This is a genomic window from Marinococcus sp. LNSP9103-4, assembly GCF_056034345.1.
Map to the genome: position 1 here is coordinate 181,907 of NZ_JBQLIA010000004.1, position 18,342 is coordinate 200,248.

The 18,342-nt window shown below is 47.6% G+C and carries 15 protein-coding genes; 10 read left to right on the forward strand and 5 right to left on the reverse strand.

The genetic code is table 11. From position 1 onward, the window contains the following. Window positions 1–21: 21 nt before the first annotated feature. Entirely contained in the window at window positions 22–1,362 is a 1,341-nt protein-coding gene (locus tag ACTRXG_RS04715) for a GntP family permease (protein ID WP_474284216.1), read from the reverse strand. 204 nt (window positions 1,363–1,566) lie between these two features. Here ACTRXG_RS04715 and ACTRXG_RS04720 point away from each other — a divergent pair, with 204 nt between their 5' ends. Next, the gene (locus ACTRXG_RS04720; RefSeq protein WP_474284188.1) at window positions 1,567–2,172 is read left to right on the forward strand and encodes a GntR family transcriptional regulator; all 606 of its coding nucleotides are present in this window, start codon (window positions 1,567–1,569) and stop codon (window positions 2,170–2,172) included. A 106-nt stretch (window positions 2,173–2,278) separates the two neighbouring features. Here ACTRXG_RS04720 and ACTRXG_RS04725 read toward each other — a convergent pair whose 3' ends face one another. After that, complete coding sequence (locus tag ACTRXG_RS04725) at window positions 2,279–3,322, reverse strand: oxidoreductase (RefSeq protein ID WP_474284189.1); 1,044 nt, start codon at window positions 3,320–3,322, stop codon at window positions 2,279–2,281. Window positions 3,323–3,444: 122 nt separating this feature from the next. Beyond that, window positions 3,445–4,005 (reverse strand): energy-coupled thiamine transporter ThiT, encoded by a 561-nt coding sequence (thiT, locus tag ACTRXG_RS04730; RefSeq protein ID WP_244897352.1) that lies wholly within the window; start codon window positions 4,003–4,005, stop codon window positions 3,445–3,447. Between the two features lie 124 nt (window positions 4,006–4,129). Between thiT and ACTRXG_RS04735 the strand changes: the two genes are divergently transcribed. From ACTRXG_RS04735 to ACTRXG_RS04765, 7 genes are all read left to right on the forward strand, one after another. Then, window positions 4,130–4,585, forward strand: coding sequence for a hypothetical protein (locus ACTRXG_RS04735; protein WP_474261434.1), 456 nt, complete (start codon window positions 4,130–4,132; stop codon window positions 4,583–4,585). Between the two features lie 13 nt (window positions 4,586–4,598). Further along, window positions 4,599–4,949 carry an avidin-fold protein gene (locus ACTRXG_RS04740; protein WP_474284190.1) on the forward strand — a complete coding sequence of 117 codons (351 nt, stop codon included), beginning with the start codon at window positions 4,599–4,601 and terminating at the stop codon, window positions 4,947–4,949. 60 nt (window positions 4,950–5,009) lie between these two features. After that, window positions 5,010–5,996 carry an aldo/keto reductase gene (locus tag ACTRXG_RS04745; protein ID WP_474284191.1) on the forward strand — a complete coding sequence of 329 codons (987 nt, stop codon included), beginning with the start codon at window positions 5,010–5,012 and terminating at the stop codon, window positions 5,994–5,996. 312 nt (window positions 5,997–6,308) lie between these two features. Next, window positions 6,309–8,090, forward strand: coding sequence for a PTS mannitol transporter subunit IIBC (locus tag ACTRXG_RS04750; RefSeq protein ID WP_474261431.1), 1,782 nt, complete (start codon window positions 6,309–6,311; stop codon window positions 8,088–8,090). A 12-nt stretch (window positions 8,091–8,102) separates the two neighbouring features. Then, entirely contained in the window at window positions 8,103–10,193 is a 2,091-nt protein-coding gene (locus tag ACTRXG_RS04755) for a BglG family transcription antiterminator (protein WP_474284192.1), read from the forward strand. A gap of 19 nt (window positions 10,194–10,212) precedes the next feature. Then, entirely contained in the window at window positions 10,213–10,653 is a 441-nt protein-coding gene (locus ACTRXG_RS04760) for a PTS mannitol transporter subunit IIA (protein WP_322527037.1), read from the forward strand. Further along, complete coding sequence (locus tag ACTRXG_RS04765) at window positions 10,650–11,795, forward strand: mannitol-1-phosphate 5-dehydrogenase (RefSeq protein WP_474284193.1); 1,146 nt, start codon at window positions 10,650–10,652, stop codon at window positions 11,793–11,795. Before ACTRXG_RS04760 ends, ACTRXG_RS04765 begins: the two co-directional genes overlap by 4 nt. A gap of 89 nt (window positions 11,796–11,884) precedes the next feature. Here ACTRXG_RS04765 and ACTRXG_RS04770 read toward each other — a convergent pair whose 3' ends face one another. Continuing rightward, window positions 11,885–15,118, reverse strand: a complete 3,234-nt coding sequence (locus ACTRXG_RS04770; protein ID WP_474284194.1) for a DEAD/DEAH box helicase — start codon at window positions 15,116–15,118, stop codon at window positions 11,885–11,887. Between the two features lie 159 nt (window positions 15,119–15,277). Here ACTRXG_RS04770 and ACTRXG_RS04775 point away from each other — a divergent pair, with 159 nt between their 5' ends. After that, complete coding sequence (locus tag ACTRXG_RS04775; protein ID WP_474261427.1) at window positions 15,278–15,898, forward strand: HD domain-containing protein; 621 nt, start codon at window positions 15,278–15,280, stop codon at window positions 15,896–15,898. A gap of 43 nt (window positions 15,899–15,941) precedes the next feature. Here the strand turns inward: ACTRXG_RS04775 and ACTRXG_RS04780 are convergent, their stop codons facing one another. Continuing rightward, window positions 15,942–16,583, reverse strand: coding sequence for an HAD family hydrolase (locus ACTRXG_RS04780; RefSeq protein WP_474284195.1), 642 nt, complete (start codon window positions 16,581–16,583; stop codon window positions 15,942–15,944). Window positions 16,584–16,861: 278 nt separating this feature from the next. Here ACTRXG_RS04780 and ACTRXG_RS04785 point away from each other — a divergent pair, with 278 nt between their 5' ends. Beyond that, a complete protein-coding gene (locus ACTRXG_RS04785) occupies window positions 16,862–18,313 on the forward strand; it encodes a SulP family inorganic anion transporter (RefSeq protein ID WP_474284196.1) in 1,452 nt (483 codons plus the stop codon). Window positions 18,314–18,342 lie beyond the last annotated feature (29 nt).

Sequence of the window (18,342 nt, forward strand, 5' to 3'; positions counted from 1 at the left end):
CTTATTTTTCTATTAAATGTATTATAACCCGGGGAGTATGCCTGAAAAGAGACTTAAAATAAAAACGACACCAAGAGCTGATAGACCTGCAACGAAGCCGCCAAGGCTCCAGGCTGTCAATGTTTGTGGAACTGTTAAACGGCCAAAGCGATTCACTACCCAGAAGCCGGAATCATTTGGAAGCGACAGTCCAATTGCTCCTGCGCAGATGGCCAGGCCTAAAAGAATAGGAGAAATACCGAGTTCACTTGTCAGCGGTCCTAAAATACTCGAAGTGGTAACAAGTGCTACTGTGGCTGACCCAAGAGAAGCACGCAAAATTTGGGAAAAAATAAATGCCAACAGGATAATTGGGATGGACCAGCTTTGCATTATTTCAATTAGATAATCACCGATGCCGCTTTCATTTATAACAGCGCCGTACGCACCGCCGGCTCCAGTGATTAAAATAATCATTCCGGCAGAATTAACCGCATCTGTATACAATTTTTGATTAGATGTACTAATATATGGACGAAGAAAAATGATAGCAGCAATCACACTAATAAACAAAGCAACGTTTTTATCGCCCACAAAACCAAACAAGCCTGCGAGAGAATGATTTGGAGCAGCGATTTGAAAAACTGTGTTCGACAATATAAGTATAATTGGCAGAAGTAGAATTCCTAAAGAAAGACCGAGGCCTATTGGCTTTTTAGGAGCAGTGATTTCTTCAGTATCAAGTTCTGCTGTTTCTCCTGTATGATTCATACGCTTTCCTACAAGCATCCCATAAGCATAACCTCCGATAATAGTTGCAGGAATGGCAGCAGCTAAACCGTATATAATGAATAAACCTAATTCAGCACCCGTATTTTCGGCAACAATTAAAGGACCAGGCGTTGGAATCACTATGCTGTGGGAAACAATTAAACCTACACCAAGAGCAGTAACGAAGGAGATAACCGATATTCCTGTACGGCGGGATAGGCTTTTAATCAATCCGCTTAAAATCACAAAAGCCGCGTCAAAAAATACGGAAATAGATACGGCAGTACCGGTAAGGCCGAGCCCTAAAGGGGATTTTTTAACTCCAAACACCTTCAAAACAGCGTCAGCAATTTTCCCTATTGCTCCTGAAGCTGCAAGGAACTGGCCTAAAATAACACCGAGACCGATAAGAATTCCTACTCCGGTAAGCGTTTCTCCAAAACCTCCTGCAACAACTCCGGGTATTTCTCCCAGAGGCAGTCTAACAACAAGGGCAGTTAAGAAAGCGATTGCAATAAGGGATAAAAAAGGATCCAGCTTAATTTTTAGTATAAGAAAGAATAAAAAAGCTAATGACAAAATAAATACGATAATCAGTGTGCTTCCATCCATGTTTTTCACTCCCATTAAAAGAATTAATCGACAACAAATTTAATTAAATGTTCCTCCTTTTTTAATGATAAGGCTTTCAATAAAAATATTGTACACAATTATAATTATTTTGTATACACATATCAATAAATTGTTTGGTTTTTTGTTTTCTGGAAAATAGGTATAATGAAAACAAAAGATTGCAGCAGAAGGGATGACGGCACGATGAAGCAACAGCACTCTGCTTCGGATACGGCATACGAAAAAATTCGGGATGCCATATTTGAGGAAAAATATGAACGCGGGGAAAAATTAACGGAAGTAAAACTGGCAGACCAACTTGGGGTCAGCCGGACACCAGTAAGGGATGCAATGCGCAAGCTTGAAGAGGAGGGCTTGATTAAAGACAAACGGGTGATTAATCCGACTATTAAAGATTTAATGAATACGTTTGATGTGCGGATACTTCTCGAAGGGTTTGCTGTCCGCCAGGCTGCCCGTTACATGGGTCCTGACCGGATAGAAGGCCTGCAGAGGTGTATAGAGACGGCAAAGCAGGGAACAACAGAGGAAATAATGGAAGCAAATAAGGAATTTCACGACATTATTGTCAGTGCGAGCAATAACGATGTACTAATTGATACCATTGAACGGATGCAGTCAGTTATTTTTTTGTTCCGGAGAACAGTGGTGTATCACCAGAGGCCCCGTCTGATTGAAGAGCACGAAGCAATACTTGAAGCGATCCGGAATCACGAAGAGGACGAGGCAGAAGCGCTGATGAAAAGCCACTTAAAGAAGGACCTGGATTTCTCCGTTCATTCGTGGTGAGACCAGTGACATACTTCTACTGTTCCAATCCTGGAAATAAAAATCCCCCATGCAGACAGGGGTGATAAAAACCCATAAGCACGGAGGAACTCCGGGAAAAGCATTATTATTTATTAAAGGAGACTGGAATGACACGTTTTTCCCAATCACTTTTTTCGGCGAGCTCGAGCAGGCGGATGACTCTGCTTGCTTCAATGGCGGTCACCGGATTTTTACCGTCCTCCTGGATGGCCTGGGCGATCCTTTCGTAATAGGATTCGTACGATCCCTGATGCGTAGGGATTTTTTCAGTGCCTCCATACGCATCGGTATACGTCCCGTAGTAAGTCTCGTCTTCCAGGCCCCATCCCTGATCCCCGGGTGTTTTCCCGTTAATCAGCATATCCTCCTGGGGGTCAAAGCCGTATTTTACAAAGCTGCCTTTCGTTCCATGCACAATATATCTCGGAACTTCTCCGACAGCAAGAAAGCTGGATTGTAAAATAACCCGCTGGTTCGGATACCCAAGAATCGCATGAAAATAATCGGTATTATTCGTCTTCGGACGCTGCATTTCAAGGTCAGCAAAAATGGTTTCCGGCATACCGAACAGTTCAAGCGCCTGATCAATGAAATGGGCTCCTAAATCAAACCAGCTTCCCGAGCCTGGCAGGTCCTGCTCACGCCAGAGCCCCTCCACCTCCGGGGCATAGTCGTTCCACGTACCCTGAAAGGTGTGAACGTCGCCAAGCGCCCCTGCTTCCAGTAAGGAACGGATCGTCAAAAAATCGCCGTCCCAGCGGCGATTGTGATATACGCTTAAAACGACATCATTTGCTTCGGCGAGCTCTGTCAGCTCTACGGCTTCCTCATATGTAGGCACGAATGGTTTTTCCAAAACAACATGCTTGCCGTTTTCAATTGCAGCTTTAGCCAGAGGATAATGCGTCGTGTTTGGGCTCGTAATGACCACAAGATCAATATCCTCCCGCCGGCAGGCTTCCTCTGCTTCAGTGGTAACTTCAACATCCGGAAGCCGTTCATGTACTTTTTCCGGACTCGAGGATGAAACGAGACGGATGTTAAAGTGATCGCTTTTTTCAATAATAGGTGTATGAAACACAGACCCTGAAAAACCAAAAGCGATAATAGCAGTATTGATTGGCTGCATGACTGACGACCTCCTCAAAAGTTATTAATAAACTTTTCCCCCGGGACCGGAAAAGGAAACGTCTCCATCATAGAAAAAAGCGGCAGGATGACTGCCGCTTTAAAGTGTTTTGCGTTAACATGCTATTTCCATTTCGGCTGATCAAAAAATTTCGGACGGTATTTTGCGATAACAAACAGAATAATAACGGTAATAATGGTTTGCGGAATTAAATACGAAGCGTTGTAAAGTGCCGAATACGCTACCACAGGTGTACCTTCCGGAGCGTAGCTTCCAAACCAGATAACGCCTGAGACAAAATGGTCGATATAGCGAAGCAGTGCCCCGAAAACAATGCCGATAAGCATTAAAAGGTAAGGAATCCGTTCCCGGAATACAGCATGTGTCGTAAAAATCGCAGCAAATCCGAGCACCGTGTAAGCGATCGGGTATTCAAGCACAAGCTGAACAGGGTGAACGATAGTTGCTCCCTGCAGAAGCTGGAGCATTCCTGCCAAAAACCCTGTGGCAAGTCCCGCTTTCCATCCGCGGCGAAAAGCCATTAGAAAAATAGGAACCATAATAAAAGAAATCGAACCGCCGGCGAGCCACGGTCCGCCGAATTCAAGAAATCCTAAAATAAAAGAGAGAGCAGCCATGAATGCTGTTTCTATCATAATTGCTAAACGTTTACCCCTCTCCAACGATGAACACCTCCCTGGAATTTACCGATACTATCTTAGCATAATAGGAAAAAGAAAGAAACGCCAAGGGGTGGGGTTTGTCTGATATAATATGAAAAGAAGGAAGAAACAGGGAGAGGATTGCATGGATACATCGACAGATATGCTGAGAGAGTATTTAAAGGGCAGCGGAGCCGCCTGTACGGTTACCCTGCTGTTATTTATATTTTATACAATTATACTGGGGGAGGTGCAGCTTTTTCCCAATCTGGCTTTTCTTTTAGCGGTATGCACGTACCTTGGTTCGATTGTCGGAGTGCTTCTTCTTAAGCTCGTGGAGCCGTATCAGTATCATATTCTGTATCCAATTCTGGGTACGTTTTTTTTCGGTTTTCTTGGCATTTTTTACGGCGTATCGATTATCTACGCCTATCAGCTCGACGGCTTTTTCGTCATTGTGACAATGGCGTCCTCCATGTCATTTTTTATTACCCAGTTTGTGCAGGCACAGACCGTTGCCTGGATCATGGCAGGCTCCGGTCCGTTTTTTCTGGCGGTCATCATGTTTTCAAACCAATTAGCCCGTTCGCTTGGGCAGTGAAGGAGGAAAAGCAGTGAATTATCATGGCAGACAGTTTGCAGGTATAGAGAACAGCGCAGGCGGAGAGGTATCAGGGCAGACTGTTTTTTATTACGAGCAGGAGGGATCAGTGCTTCGGGCCCGCTATTCGGGTGGTGAAGTCGTTTCCGGTGTTCTAATTGGAAAAGTGTATGCAAATGGAGATCTGGAATTCCGCTACAATCATGTAAACGAGGACTGGAGCCTCCGGGGCGGCAGGTGCTATTCGGTCCCGGAAGTGCTGGAAGACGGAAGAATCCGCCTGCACGAACAGTGGCAGTGGCAGGATGAAAGCAGTGAGAAGGGGACATCTATCGTAGAGGAATTAAAAAGCGACACGGTTTAAAATGCTGGCATTGGAGGAAAAGTATGTTCAACTACGCATCATATAAAGGAGACTTTCAGCATGGAACATACTTCAATTGCCGGCACGAATCTTCGCCCGTCCCGCATAGGGCTCGGAACGTGGGCTATTGGCGGCACGCAGTGGGGCGGTACAGATGAAAAACAGTCGATTGAAACGATACATGCAGCACTTGATAAAGGCATCACCCTTGTGGATACTGCTCCTGCTTACGGGTTCGGAGAATCAGAAAAAATTGTCGGAAAAGCGTTAAAACATGATAATAAACGGCAAAACGTTGTACTTTCGAGCAAGTGCGGCATGAACTGGAACGATGAAGGTGCCTTCCGGGACGGTACGGCTGCCCGGATCCACCGGGAAATTGATGATTCCCTGCAGCGGCTTCAGACTGACCATATCGATATTTATCATGTGCACTGGCCGGATCCTAAAGCAGATATGGCCGAAACGGCAGGAGCCATGAAGGAAGTGCTCGATGCTGGTAAAATCCGCGCAATAGCGGTCAGTAATTTCACTGTGGAGCAGCTCGAAGAATTTCAAAAAACGGTACCGGTTCACGTTATACAGCCGCCGTATAACATTTTTGAACGGGGTATCGAAAAAGACATTCTGCCTTATGCTGAAAAGCAGGGAATTTCCACGCTGCTGTATGGTTCACTGTGCCGCGGGCTGTTAAGCGGCAAAATGACGGAAAATACGACATTTGAAGGTGATGATCTCCGCAACGGGGATCCAAAGTTTCAGGCAGACCGTTTTCCACAGTATATTGCGGCGGTAAATGAACTCGATCAATACGTGAAAAATAAATATGACAAGCGCGTGATTCATTTAGCTGTCCGCTGGGTGCTGGACCAGCCGGGTACGAGCACAGCCCTTTGGGGCGGCCGCCGCCCGGATCAGATGAACGGCATTGAGGAAATTATGAACTGGCAGCTCGATCAGACGGATATGAAAGCCGTGAATGAAATTGTAAATAAGCATGTAAAAGACCCGGTTGGACCTGAATTCATGGCCCCGCCGACCAGATAAAGAAATAAAAATGCTGCGCTAAGCGCGGCATTTTTTATGAAATAAAGGATGCCGGAGAGAGATCAGCGAATAGTTATACATAAATGAAAAAGTCTGCGTGCGCTAGAGGTGCTTTACAGCATTTGGATCTGTTTGTTTAATCGTGTCAACATCGCTCCTGTCGTATTTGTATTTTCCTTTAATTGTGTTCGTGCAGAAATCCCCATAAAATAAAGATGTAAGCGAATACTAAAAATGAACGGTCCATACTTCATCAAGAAATCATTTCATTATTGTCATCAATATATTTGGACCAAAAAAGGGGGAACCACAATGAGTGCATCAACAGAAAATGCACCGCAGAAGAAAAGCATCCGTTCAAGAATTCAAAAGTTCGGAAGCTTTTTAAGCAGCATGATCATGCCGAATATCGGTGCTTTTATTGCATGGGGACTGATTACGGCATTATTTATCGAATCCGGATGGCTGCCGAACGAAACTCTGGCAACACTGGTAGATCCGATGATCATTTACCTGCTTCCGCTTTTAATTGGTTATACGGGCGGAAAAATTGTCCATGACGTTCGCGGCGGGGTCGTTGGCGCAGTCGCCACAATAGGCGTTGTGGCCGGCGCTGACATTCCAATGTTCCTCGGAGCTATGGCAATGGGGCCGCTCGGCGGTATTGCCGTTAAAGGATTCGACAGACTGGTTGAAGGGAAAATCCGCCAGGGCTTTGAAATGCTCGTAAACAACTTTTCCGCAGGAATTATCGGCTTCATTCTGGCTATCTTCGGCCTTCTTGCCATCGGGCCGATCGTGGAATGGTTAACGAACGTTTTAAGCGGAGCGGTGGACTTTCTGGTCAACACAGGCCTGCTGCCGTTAACGAGTATTATTATTGAACCGGCGAAGGTGCTGTTTTTAAACAACGCTATTAACCACGGAGTTCTTAGTCCTATTGCAGCAGAACAGGTGGCTTCCGCCGGAAAATCAATTCTGTATCTGCTCGAGCCAAACCCAGGTCCCGGTGTAGGGATTCTGCTTGCATTTGCAATATTTGGCACAGGAATTTCGAAAGCTTCCGCTCCGGGTGCTATGATTATTCAATTCCTGGGCGGTATTCATGAAATTTACTTCCCGTATGTATTGTCAAAACCTCTCACAATTCTTGCAGCTATCGCAGGCGGCATGACCGGGGTATTCACGTTCTCCCTGTTCAACGTTGGCCTTACAAGCGTTCCGTCACCAGGAAGTATTTTCCCGGTACTCGGCCTTGCAGCCCCTGGAGATTTCATTGGAGTCTTACTGGGCGTAGTGCTTTCAGCTGCCGTATCCTTTATTATCGCTTCCCTGATTCTAAAGTTCAGCTCCAATGAAGGAGAAACACTTGAAGAATCCACAGCGAAGATGGAAAGCATGAAAGGGAAGAAAAGCTCTGCAGCTTCTGCGCTTCATTCCAATGCAGGTACGGCTGAAGCAGACACCGGTGCTTATTTGGATAAAGACGTTAACAAAATTGTCTTTGCCTGCGATGCCGGTATGGGATCAAGCGCCATGGGAGCATCCGTCATGAAGGACAAGGTGAAAAAGGCCGGGCTCGATATCAGCGTAACGAACACGTCAATTTCGAACATCCCAGACGACGCGGATCTGATCATTACGCACAAGGATTTAACCGAACGGGCACGGCAGAAACGGCCAGACGCAGAACATGTTTCGGTGGAAAACTTCCTCGGCAGCGACAAGTACGACGAAGTGGTTGAAGATCTGAAGCAGAAAAAAGGTGTGGAAGAAAGCTCTTCTGCTGGAACAGCGGCAGCGGCAAAGCCGCCGGTTAACAAAATCATTTTTGCCTGCGATGCTGGTATGGGCTCAAGTGCCATGGGAGCGTCGGTGATGAAGGACAAGGTGAAAAAGGCCGGACTCGATATCAGTGTATCGAACACATCGATCTCGAACATTCCGGACGACGCGGATCTGATCATTACGCACAAGGATTTAACTGAACGGGCACGGCAGAAACGGCCGGACGCAGAACATGTTTCGGTGGAAAATTTCCTCGGCAGCGACAAGTACGACGAAGTGGTTGAAGATCTAAAAACAAGAGAATAAGGAGGGAAACCGATGGAATACCTCACAGGCCGGGAGCGCGAACTACTGCTGCACCTTCTGCATCATCAGGAACTAAAGCCAGTGGCTGAAATAGCTGAAGAAATTAATGTAAGCTCCCGGACCATCCATCGGGACCTTGATAAGCTGGCAGGTTGGCTTGCCGGCGAACAGGTTGAACTCGAAAGACGGACAGGAAGCGGAGTGCGGCTTAAGGGGACGGAAGAAGATATCGAAGAAATCAAACTCCGTCTCCAGCGTCCCGCTGTTATTGAATATACGCCGGATGAACGCCGTACCCTGCTGATTTGTCTCATTCTTGAATCGGACGGCCCCGTGAAATTAACGGCGCTCGGTGCAGAATTAAAAGTAACTATAGCAACGATCAGCCAGGATTTGGATAAACTCAAAGACTGGCTTGAGCTATTTTCACTAACACTTGTGAGACGCAGAGGCTACGGGGTGGAAGTGCAGGGAGCGGAAGCAGCTAAACGACGGGCGATGAGCAGCCTGATTGCAGAAAATGTGGAAGAAAAGGAACTGCTCAGCTCGATCCGCCACCACATTTACGAGCGAAATGTGCAGACCGAACAGGGCCGCGTAGCTGAACGTCTGCTCGATATGGTTGGAGAAAACCACTGGTCGACGGTGGAGCAGGTGCTTTCAAACATGCAGGATCAGCTTCCGAAGAATTTTGCCGACAGTGCTTATATCGGACTGATCGTCCATTTAACTTTAGCGATTGAGCGAATCTCTGTAGGAGAAAGCATAGATATTAATGCGGACTACATGGAGAACCTGCGTGACACAAAAGAGTTCGCGATTGCAGAGGCCATCATTCGAAAGCTTGAGCGTGTGCTTGAACTGTCCATTCCTGAAGCGGAAATTGGCTATATTACAATGCATCTGCGGGGGGCAAAGCTCCGGACGCCGGTGGAAAACCAGCTGGAGGTGGATCACCTCCCGGTAGCCTTAAAAGCAAAAGCGCTGATTCGCGAGATGGAAAAATTAACGGGAGAACCGCTTGAGAAAAACCATTCCCTGTATGAAGGGCTGGTTGCCCATCTCGAGCCGGCATTGTACCGGCTTAGTGAAAACATGAGAATCCATAATCCACTGATGGAATCTATTAAAGAAAATTATGCTGATTTGTTCGCAAATCTTCGGCAGGCAGCGGACACCGTATTTACGGAAAGCTATCTTCCGGATGCCGAGGTTGGTTTTCTGGTCCTGCATTTCGGAACGGCAATAGAGCGGGAAGAGGCTGCCGCTCCCCTGCATGCGCTTGTCGTATGCTCGAGCGGCATCGGCTCCTCGAAGCTGCTTGAAAGCCGGCTGCGAAAAGAAATTCCCGTGCTCGGAGATCTCGAAAATGTGAGTCTGCTCGATCTCGAGGAAATGAATATGGACGGCTACGATTTAATTATCTCTACGATCCCCCTGGATCCGCAGCCGCTTCCACATTTAGTGGTTCATCCTTTTCTAAATGAAGAAGATACGAGAGCAATCCTTCGGTCAGCGGACTCGATCTACCGTCAGCAGAGCAGAGCCGGGGTGTCAGTGAAGCGGAAGGAAGCACATGAAACAACGCTCAGTTTATATGAAATACAGCTTTGCGTAGATTTAACCGTACAGATGTATCACCGCTTTTATATGAGAAAAGTAGAGGGCGGACAGAACGCAGAACAGGCAGTTCATTGGATCATGGACGAGCTGAAGAAAGAAAATATCGTACAGGATGCGGGAAGTATCGCAGAAGAAATCTGGGAAAAGCAGGCGAAGGGCTTTGCGATTCCCGAAACCAATGTGGCATTATTTCATACAAGAAGCGCTATGGTGAGTGAACCGTCTCTGACGCTGTGGGAGCTCGAAGCACCACAGGCGCTGACAGCCATGGATGGTAAAACAACGGACGTTGACCGTGTTTTGGTCATGCTTGCACCGGAACAGGAACGAAAAGAAGTATTTGAGCTGATGAGTACCATCAGTGAAGAGATGCTGATGAACCCCGATCGGCTGGATGTCCTCAGGAGTGGGGAAGAAAATGACATTCAAAAGCATATTGATGAAGTTTTTCGGGAATGGTTGAAACGGAAAATAAATTGAGGAGAAGGAGAGAAATCATATGACTAAACCAGTACTGCAGCAGGAAAATGTAAAATTGAACGTATCGCTCGGAGGAAAGGAAGAAGCCATCCGTGAAGCGGGAGGCGTTCTTGTCGATAATGGATATGTGCAGCAAAACTACATTGACAGTATGCTCGAGCGCGAAAAAGTAACATCAACCTTCATGGGGAACGGCGTTGCGATTCCGCACGGTACGGAAGACTCGCGCGAATGGGTGGACCATTCCGGTTTGTCAGTCATTCAGGTGCCGGACGGGGTGGACTTTGACGGCAACAATGTACGAATTCTGATAGGTATTGCTGGCAAAGGCGATGAACATCTGAACATTTTATCGAAGATTGCGATTGTATGCTCCGATGAAGATAACATTGAGAAAATGGTCCAGGCTTCATCCAAAGAAGAGCTGCTCGAGGTGATTGGTGAGGTTGAACTCTCATGATAGCAGTACAAATAGGCGCTGGTAACATTGGCCGTGGCTTTATTGGGCAGGTGCTCTCTGATGCCGGGTATGAGCTGTATTTTGCAGATGTAAATGATACTTTGATTGATCAGCTGAAGGCCGAAGGGGAATATGTGGTAGAGCTCGCCGAAGACGGAGCTTCTGCGAAAACCATTTCGGGGGTTCAGGCTTTTCACAGTGCGAAAGAGGAAGAGGCTCTCGTACAGAAGCTGGCGGAAGCGGATTTGATTACAACAGCCGTCGGGCCGGCAGTATTAAAGCATGTAGCTCCCGTTATTGCAAAAGCATTAAAACAAAAAGCTGCTGAAGGGCACGCCAGCCCGGTTAATATTATAGCCTGCGAAAATATGGTGGCCGGAACGGCGGAATTGAAAAAATATATCTGGGAGCAGCTGACGGAGGAAGAAAAAGCAGAAGCCGCTAATTTTGCCGGATTTGCCAATGCTGCAGTAGACCGCATTGTTCCGAACCAGCCTGAGGGCCAGGGACTGAAGGTGGTCGTCGAGCCATTTTTGGAATGGGCGGTGGAAGCCCCTTCGCTGAAGGGAAAAACTCCGGATATACCAGCGGTTACGTATGTGGATGACCTGACCCCGTATATTGAGCGGAAGCTGTTTACGGTAAATACCGGCCATGCAGCCCTTGCTTATGTCGGTTTTTTATACGGGTGTGAAACGACGAAGGAAGCGATGGATCACCCGGAGGTGGCTGGTGCATTTGAAGCGGCGATTCGGGAAACTGGCCGCCTGCTGCAAATTAAGCATGGCTTCGGTGAAAAAGAACAGAACGAGTACCAGGCAAAAATCAAAGGAAGATTTTCAAACGAATATCTTTCCGATCCCGTGACCCGGGTAGGCCGCGGGCCGATCCGGAAGCTTGGTCCGAAGGATCGTTTAGTCCGTCCTGCGGTGGAACTGCAGGAAGCAGGGGAACGCCCGGAAGCACTGGCTTTTGTCATCGCCGCCGCTCTTCAGTTTAACGTAACTGAAGACGGGGAGGCCGTAGAGCTTCAGAACACGATCGACCGGGAAGGGTACAAAGGAGCTTTAAGCCATTACGCTGAGCTTCCTGCTCATCACCCGCTGGTCGAATTGGTAGCCGGATATCTTCCGGAACAATAACAGTAAATAAAGAAGCAGAAGCGTCCGATCAGGCGCCTCTGCTTCTTTAATTTATATGGGCCAATCTCCTCCAGAGCATCCACCGCTAATCAGGTTTCCTGCGCTTTTCCGGTTAACAGCAGGCGGATATCATTTTCGCTTAGCGTGTTCAGGCTGTTCTGTTCATCAGTGATGACCTGGTCATACAGGTGTCGTTTTTCCTCCTGCATGTGCTGAATTTTTTCTTCGATGGTTTCATGAGTGATAAGCCGGATTACCTGAACTGTCTTAGTCTGGCCGAGACGGTGGGCGCGGTCAGCTGCCTGCATTTCCACCGCCGGATTCCACCATAGGTCATACAGTACTACGGTGTCCGCTCCGGTAAGGTTAAGACCGGTGCCGCCAGCGCGCAATGAAATCAAGAAGACGTCCGGGCCTTCTTCTTCGTTGAAGGTTTCAGCAAGTCGTACCCGTTCCTCTCCTGGAGTGCTCCCATCAAGATAATAGTAATCGATGCCTTCTTCTGCCAGACGGTTTTTAATAAGAGCCAGCATAGAAGTGAACTGGGAAAAAACGAGTACCCGCTGGCCATTGGCCGTGCCCTCATGAAGGATACGCACGAGTTCTTCAAGCTTTCCGGATGAGCTTTGATATTCGGGCTCCACAAGCGAAGGGTGGCAGCAGATCTGGCGCAGGCGGGTTAAAAGGGAAAGAAGGTGCATCCGGTTGGAGTCCGCTCCTTCTTCAAGGAGAGCGCCTGCCTCCTGCTGCACGTTCTGCAGCGTTTTTTTGTATATGTCCGCCTGACTCGTTAACAGATCACAGTAAGTGGTCGTTTCAACCTTTTCAGGGAGCTCCTGGAGCACTTCTTTTTTCGTGCGGCGCATAATAAAAGGAGATGCTCTGTCTCTCACCTCTTCGGGACTCCAGGAAGAAAACAGCTTTTTGTTTGGAAAGAGCCCGGGCATCACGACGCTGAATATCGATCTCAGCTCATCAAGCCTGTTTTCCACCGGGGTACCGCTCAGCGCAAAGCAGTATTTACTCCGGAGCTGCTTTACGGCCTTTGCTGTTTTAGATCCGGCATTTTTGACCGCCTGGGCCTCATCGAGCAGAATGCCGCGGAAAAATGTTTCTCCGTACCATTCAACGTCCCGGCGGATCAGAGGATAGGAGGTGATGAAAATATCGCTCTGCTGCTGGATCTGCTGCTCCCGTTCTTTTTTGCTTCCGGAAACAACTGTGGTGTTTAAAGATGGAAAAAAGCGTTCCGTTTCTTTTTTCCAATTATATAAAAGTGAGGAGGGAGCGATAATAACAAATGGTTCTCCTCCGGGGTTCTCTTTGCATTCTGTCGCAATAAAGCCCAGCGCCTGCAGCGTTTTTCCAAGGCCCATGTCGTCTGCCAGAATGCCGCCAAAGCGGTAGGCGGCCAGCTGCTTCATCCACTGGATCCCTTCACGCTGATACGTCCGCAGCTTTACGCCGGCCGGCTCGGCAAGTAATTTATGGCTTTCAGCAGCCCGCCGGATGTTTTCAAGCATGTCATCGACCTCAAGGGTCGTCTGCCAGCGGGGAGTGCCGGAAAGGTGTTTATCCAGATTGAACGCCTGATGGGCCGGATAACGCACTGCACCGCCTTCTTTGGACTGGTCCGGCTTCGGCATTTGCTGTAGGGCGCGGGCGAGGCGCTGCAGCAGCTCATCATCGAGAGGCAGGTACCGGTCGTCATCTGTTTTATAGAAGTCCTGTCCTTCCTGGATTGCCTTCCAGACCCCGGGTGTTTCTAAAGCGTCTGTTACAGACGAGGCAAGCGACAGCTCCATCCATCCCTCATCGGCATGAATGTCAGAAAGTAACGACAGGCTGTCCCCTGGAATAAGCATATTTTCAACTTCTTCACTCATGAAGATGTCCATATAAGGCCGCAGCGCTGCCAGCTCCTTCGATAAAAAACCAATAATATTTTTTGGGGAAGCAAGGACGAAACGGTCATTTTCCTGAAGGAATCCTTTCTTCTGCAGCCGTTGGAGCTGCAGGTGTTCCTGCTGCCGGTCCCGGGGCATAAAATAAGAATCTTCGACAGACGGCACAGGGTCCGGCCGGAAGGCACTGTACTCTTTAAATCCGTAACGGTAAATTAACTCTCCGGTAATTTTACCTCCGGTACCTTTTGAAAGGTAAAGGGCTGTCTGCAGCGGCTCTATGTGAAGATTTTCCTCCAGCTTCTCATTCATTTCCAGGCAGTGGTGATTCATTAACGGAGCGCCCCAGTGTAAAAAGGTATCGAGAAACTCCAGTCGGGAAAAAACGAGGCGCTGCCCTGCTGCCTGGATAAGCATTCGCTGGGCGGCAGCTGCGGTTCGCGCCAGTTCCTTTTCCGGGCAGTACAGCTGTCCGTTCCACAAACAATATATGCTCTCGCTGATAAAAGACGGCGTTTCCTGTTGTGGGGTGGAGAAAATCAGCGTATCCGATTCCTTTTCATAACTGAGAAAAAAAGAATACGGCCAATTGTCTGTCACGTTCCAGGGCCTTTCACCGTATGTATCTGTGATATAGGCATTCGGGCAGAGGTCGAGCAGGCTGAAAAGCTTTTCGACTGCATAAGGCGGCACCGCGATTTCCCTCTTCGTTCCGCTTCTTGCTATCCACTGCTCCTGAAAGGAAGACCCCGATTCCTCATGCCGAAGCACAGAAGCAAGCAGCTGAAGGACATGAAGATCTTCCTCTGAAAAATAGTGGGAGACAGGATCAAATATTAAAGAAGGAGCCAGGCGGAAGGGGGTCTCGTTTTTCATTGCTTCAATAAACTGATAAATGTTTTTCACAGCGTATCGCTGGTTTTCTCCAATCTTCACCTGGACGACTGGAAATAAAACGTCGGGCCTCCGGTTATCTACAGGAAAAGATAGTGAAAAATCAGCATGTATCTGCGTGCCTATGTCCTCTACCTTTGACTGAAAGGGCGAAAAGTATTCCAGGAACTGATCTTTCACTGTATCTTTTCCGGCCGAGGCAGCGGAAACAGGCGAAGCCGGAGGGCTGGTGAAGGCAGGAGCTTCGAGCAGCAGGGCAACAAGATGGCGGCATGGAGCAGACGAGGAATGATAAAAACGGTCGCAGGAACAGTACATTTCCTGAATGGTATGGCTCCCGTCAACGGCAATAAAAACGTCTTCCGGAAAAGGAGTGTCCTTTACGACTGCTTCCACATGCCGGGTCTGCATCAGGGTTTCTTCTGTCATATGGGCGATTTTATATAAATCATACAGGCGTTTGCCTTCTAAATATGTAGTTTCATCGGTCATCTGGCGTATAGCTTCCGGAACAAATAAAGCCAATCCTCATCCTCCTTGCAACGCTGGAAATACTATCTTCCGTACGTTTTCCATGCCCGTATTTTAGCATATTACTCCTGAAATAAGGGAATAAAAGTACATACAATAACGATTGCAAAAGGTATAATATAAAGAAAGAGATAGTCGGAAGGAGAGGTTCTTATGGATATCAGGCAGCTGATTCATGAAGCGAAGCAGGAGGCATGGGCGTTCTTTGCCCATACAGATCCCGCACATGACTATTGGCACACTGAGCGGGTGGCTGCGCTTGCAGGGGACATCGCTGAAAAAGAAGGGGCTGACCCTGATGTATGTATTCTCGCAGCCTGGCTTCATGACATAGGGGATGAAAAGCTTCTCGAAGAGGGGGAAGACGGAGAAGAAAAAATCATGCGCTGGCTTGAGCAAAATGAAGCCGATGAAGAATTGAAGCATCATATTATGCAGATTATTTCTTCGATTTCCTTCCGGCACCATAAAGAACGGGCACCGGAGACTCTGGAAGGAAAAGTAGTGCAGGATGCGGACCGCCTGGATGCCCTCGGTGCGATCGGGATTGCCCGTACATTTGCATATACTGGACACATCCATCAGCCGCTTCATGATCCGCGTCCGGAGTACCGGAACGAACGGAACAGCGCGATTCAGCACTTTTTCGATAAACTGCTGAGGCTGAAAGGAATGATGAATACAGATACGGGCCTATCGATCGCTACAAAACGCCAGCGGTTTATGGTCAGTTATCTGGAGGAATTTTACAGTGAATGGGAAAGAAAGGCATAAAAACAGGGCTGTCCGGTCGTCCGGGCAGCCCTTTCTATATTTATCAGGATGACGGGGCGTTTGTGACATATTCCAAAATTTCTTCGGGACGTTCAAAACGCAGCGTCGGCGACGTTTTTTCCGGGTGAACCGCGCCCCAACCGGCTAAACCGAAAGCAGTGCCTGCTTTTTCAGCACTTTCACTATCATGCTGGGTGTCGCCGATATAGATAGTGTTGAAGGCTTCTGCTCCGCTTTTTTCCATGAATGCCCGGAGCGGTTCCGGAGAAGGCTTATGATGGGTAGTGTCGTCGGCACTGATAATGTAAGAAGCAAACTGCTGCAGGCCGAAGGGTTTCATTTCATGTTCAAAGGCTTCACGGGTTTTGGAGGTGACGATACCAACCTGGTAGCCCTGAATATTCAGTCCTTCGAGCAGCTCCTGAATGCCGGGGAAAATATCAATCAAAAACCGGTTGTCCTCAAGGTACATGCTCCATTTTTCCTGGACCGTGCGGCGTTCATCATCCTGCAGCCCGAGCCGGTCCAAAACGTCCTTCTCCGGCATGCCGAGAAGCGGGCGCAGGTTTTCGTTTTCAATAACTTCTCCCGTAGTTTCCTCGACAGCTCGCCTCAGGGATTTAATAATAGCATCTTCCGTATTAATAAGCGTGCCATCTACATCAAAAACAAAAGTACCGTACATATTGACTCCTCCTCATAGATATCTCGCTAATTGGTTTTCCCGAGTTTTCCGAATTTCAATCAATGGAAAAAAGCCCGATATGATAGAGCGTTTACATTAAAAACTTTCACGTTATCTATTGAAAAGTTAGTGTGATGTGCTACAATTTGATGGTTCGTGACGTTGGTTTTCATACAGATGAAAGCCTGAAAAAAGAAAGCATGTGAGGCGCGCAACAGGCCGGAATGCCCGCATGCACCAAGGATAAAGAGTATAAAAAAAGAGAGGAGAAAAAAGGTTTGGATTTTTCAAAACTGAAAATGGAGTGGCTCGGAAATATTAGGGGTGACGTGCTGGCAGGAATTGTAGTAGCACTCGCACTGATTCCGGAAGCAATCGCATTTTCCATCGTGGCGGGTGTAGACCCTCAAGTAGGGCTTTATGCTTCTTTTAGTATGGCAGTAATGATTGCGATTGTAGGGGGACGGCCGGGCATGATCTCAGCCGCTACAGGGGCAATGGCATTATTGATGGTTACCCTGATAGCTGATCATGGACTGCAGTATCTGCTTGCAACAACAATTTTAACGGGCATTATCCAATTAATCGTAGGCTTCAGCGGTCTTGCCCGCTGGATGAAGTTTATTCCCAGATCGGTAATGGTGGGCTTCGTCAACGCCCTGGCGATTATGATTTTCACCTCCCAATTAGAGTACTTCCAGGGCAACGGCTACTGGCCGTTTATATTAGCAGGGATTACTCTTATTATTATTTATTTATTTCCGAAGCTTACAGGAGCCGTGCCTTCTACGCTTGTAGCAATCATTATTGTAAGTTTAGTTGCAGTGTTTGGAGGCATCAATGCTCAAACGGTAGGCGATATGGGAACTCTGCCGTCATCTTTACCGGTATTTCTGTTTCCTGATATTCCGTTAAACTTTGAGACGCTCCTGATTATCCTTCCATACGCATTATCGCTTTCTGTTGTAGGTTTGCTTGAATCACTGCTGACCGCGACGATTGTCGACGACATGACGGATACGGAAAGTGATAAAAATACAGAGTCCCGCGGCCAGGGGATTTCCAATATTGTAACCGGCTTTTTTGGTGGTATGGCGGCCTGCGCTATGCTTGGCCAGTCCGTGATCAATGTGAAATCCGGTGGGACAGGCAGGCTTTCTGCTTTTACGGCAGGGGTTGTACTGCTTCTTCTTATCATTGTTTTCCAGAGTCTTGTGGTGCAAATTCCAATGGCAGCACTTGCAGGGGTCATGATCATGGTAGCGATCAGCACATTCGACTGGGGCTCCCTGCCGACCATAGCCAAGGCGCCAAAAACCGACTCTACGGTGATGATTCTCGTAGTAGTTACAGTCGTGTACACGCATAACCTTGCGATCGGTGTGGTTGCCGGCGTTATTTTGAGTGCTATTTTCTTTGCAGCTAAAATTTCAAAGGTTCATGTTAGTAAAACCGTTAAGGATGAAACCACACGGGTGTACCACGTGGACGGGCCGTTGTTTTTCGCTTCGGTAACTGACTTTGTGAAGAGCTTTGATTACAAAGAGAAATTCGATAGAGTGGAAATTGATTTATCACGAACCCACCTTTGGGATGACTCGGCGGTCGAAGCGATTGAAAAAGTCAGACTGAAGTTTAAACAGGAAGGCACCAAAGTACACTTTACAAGCATTAATGAAGAAAGCTCGGAATTAATGCGCAAGCTTGAAGGAATGTCTTCCGGTCATTAAGAAATAATTATAGAGAACGAAGAATTGTT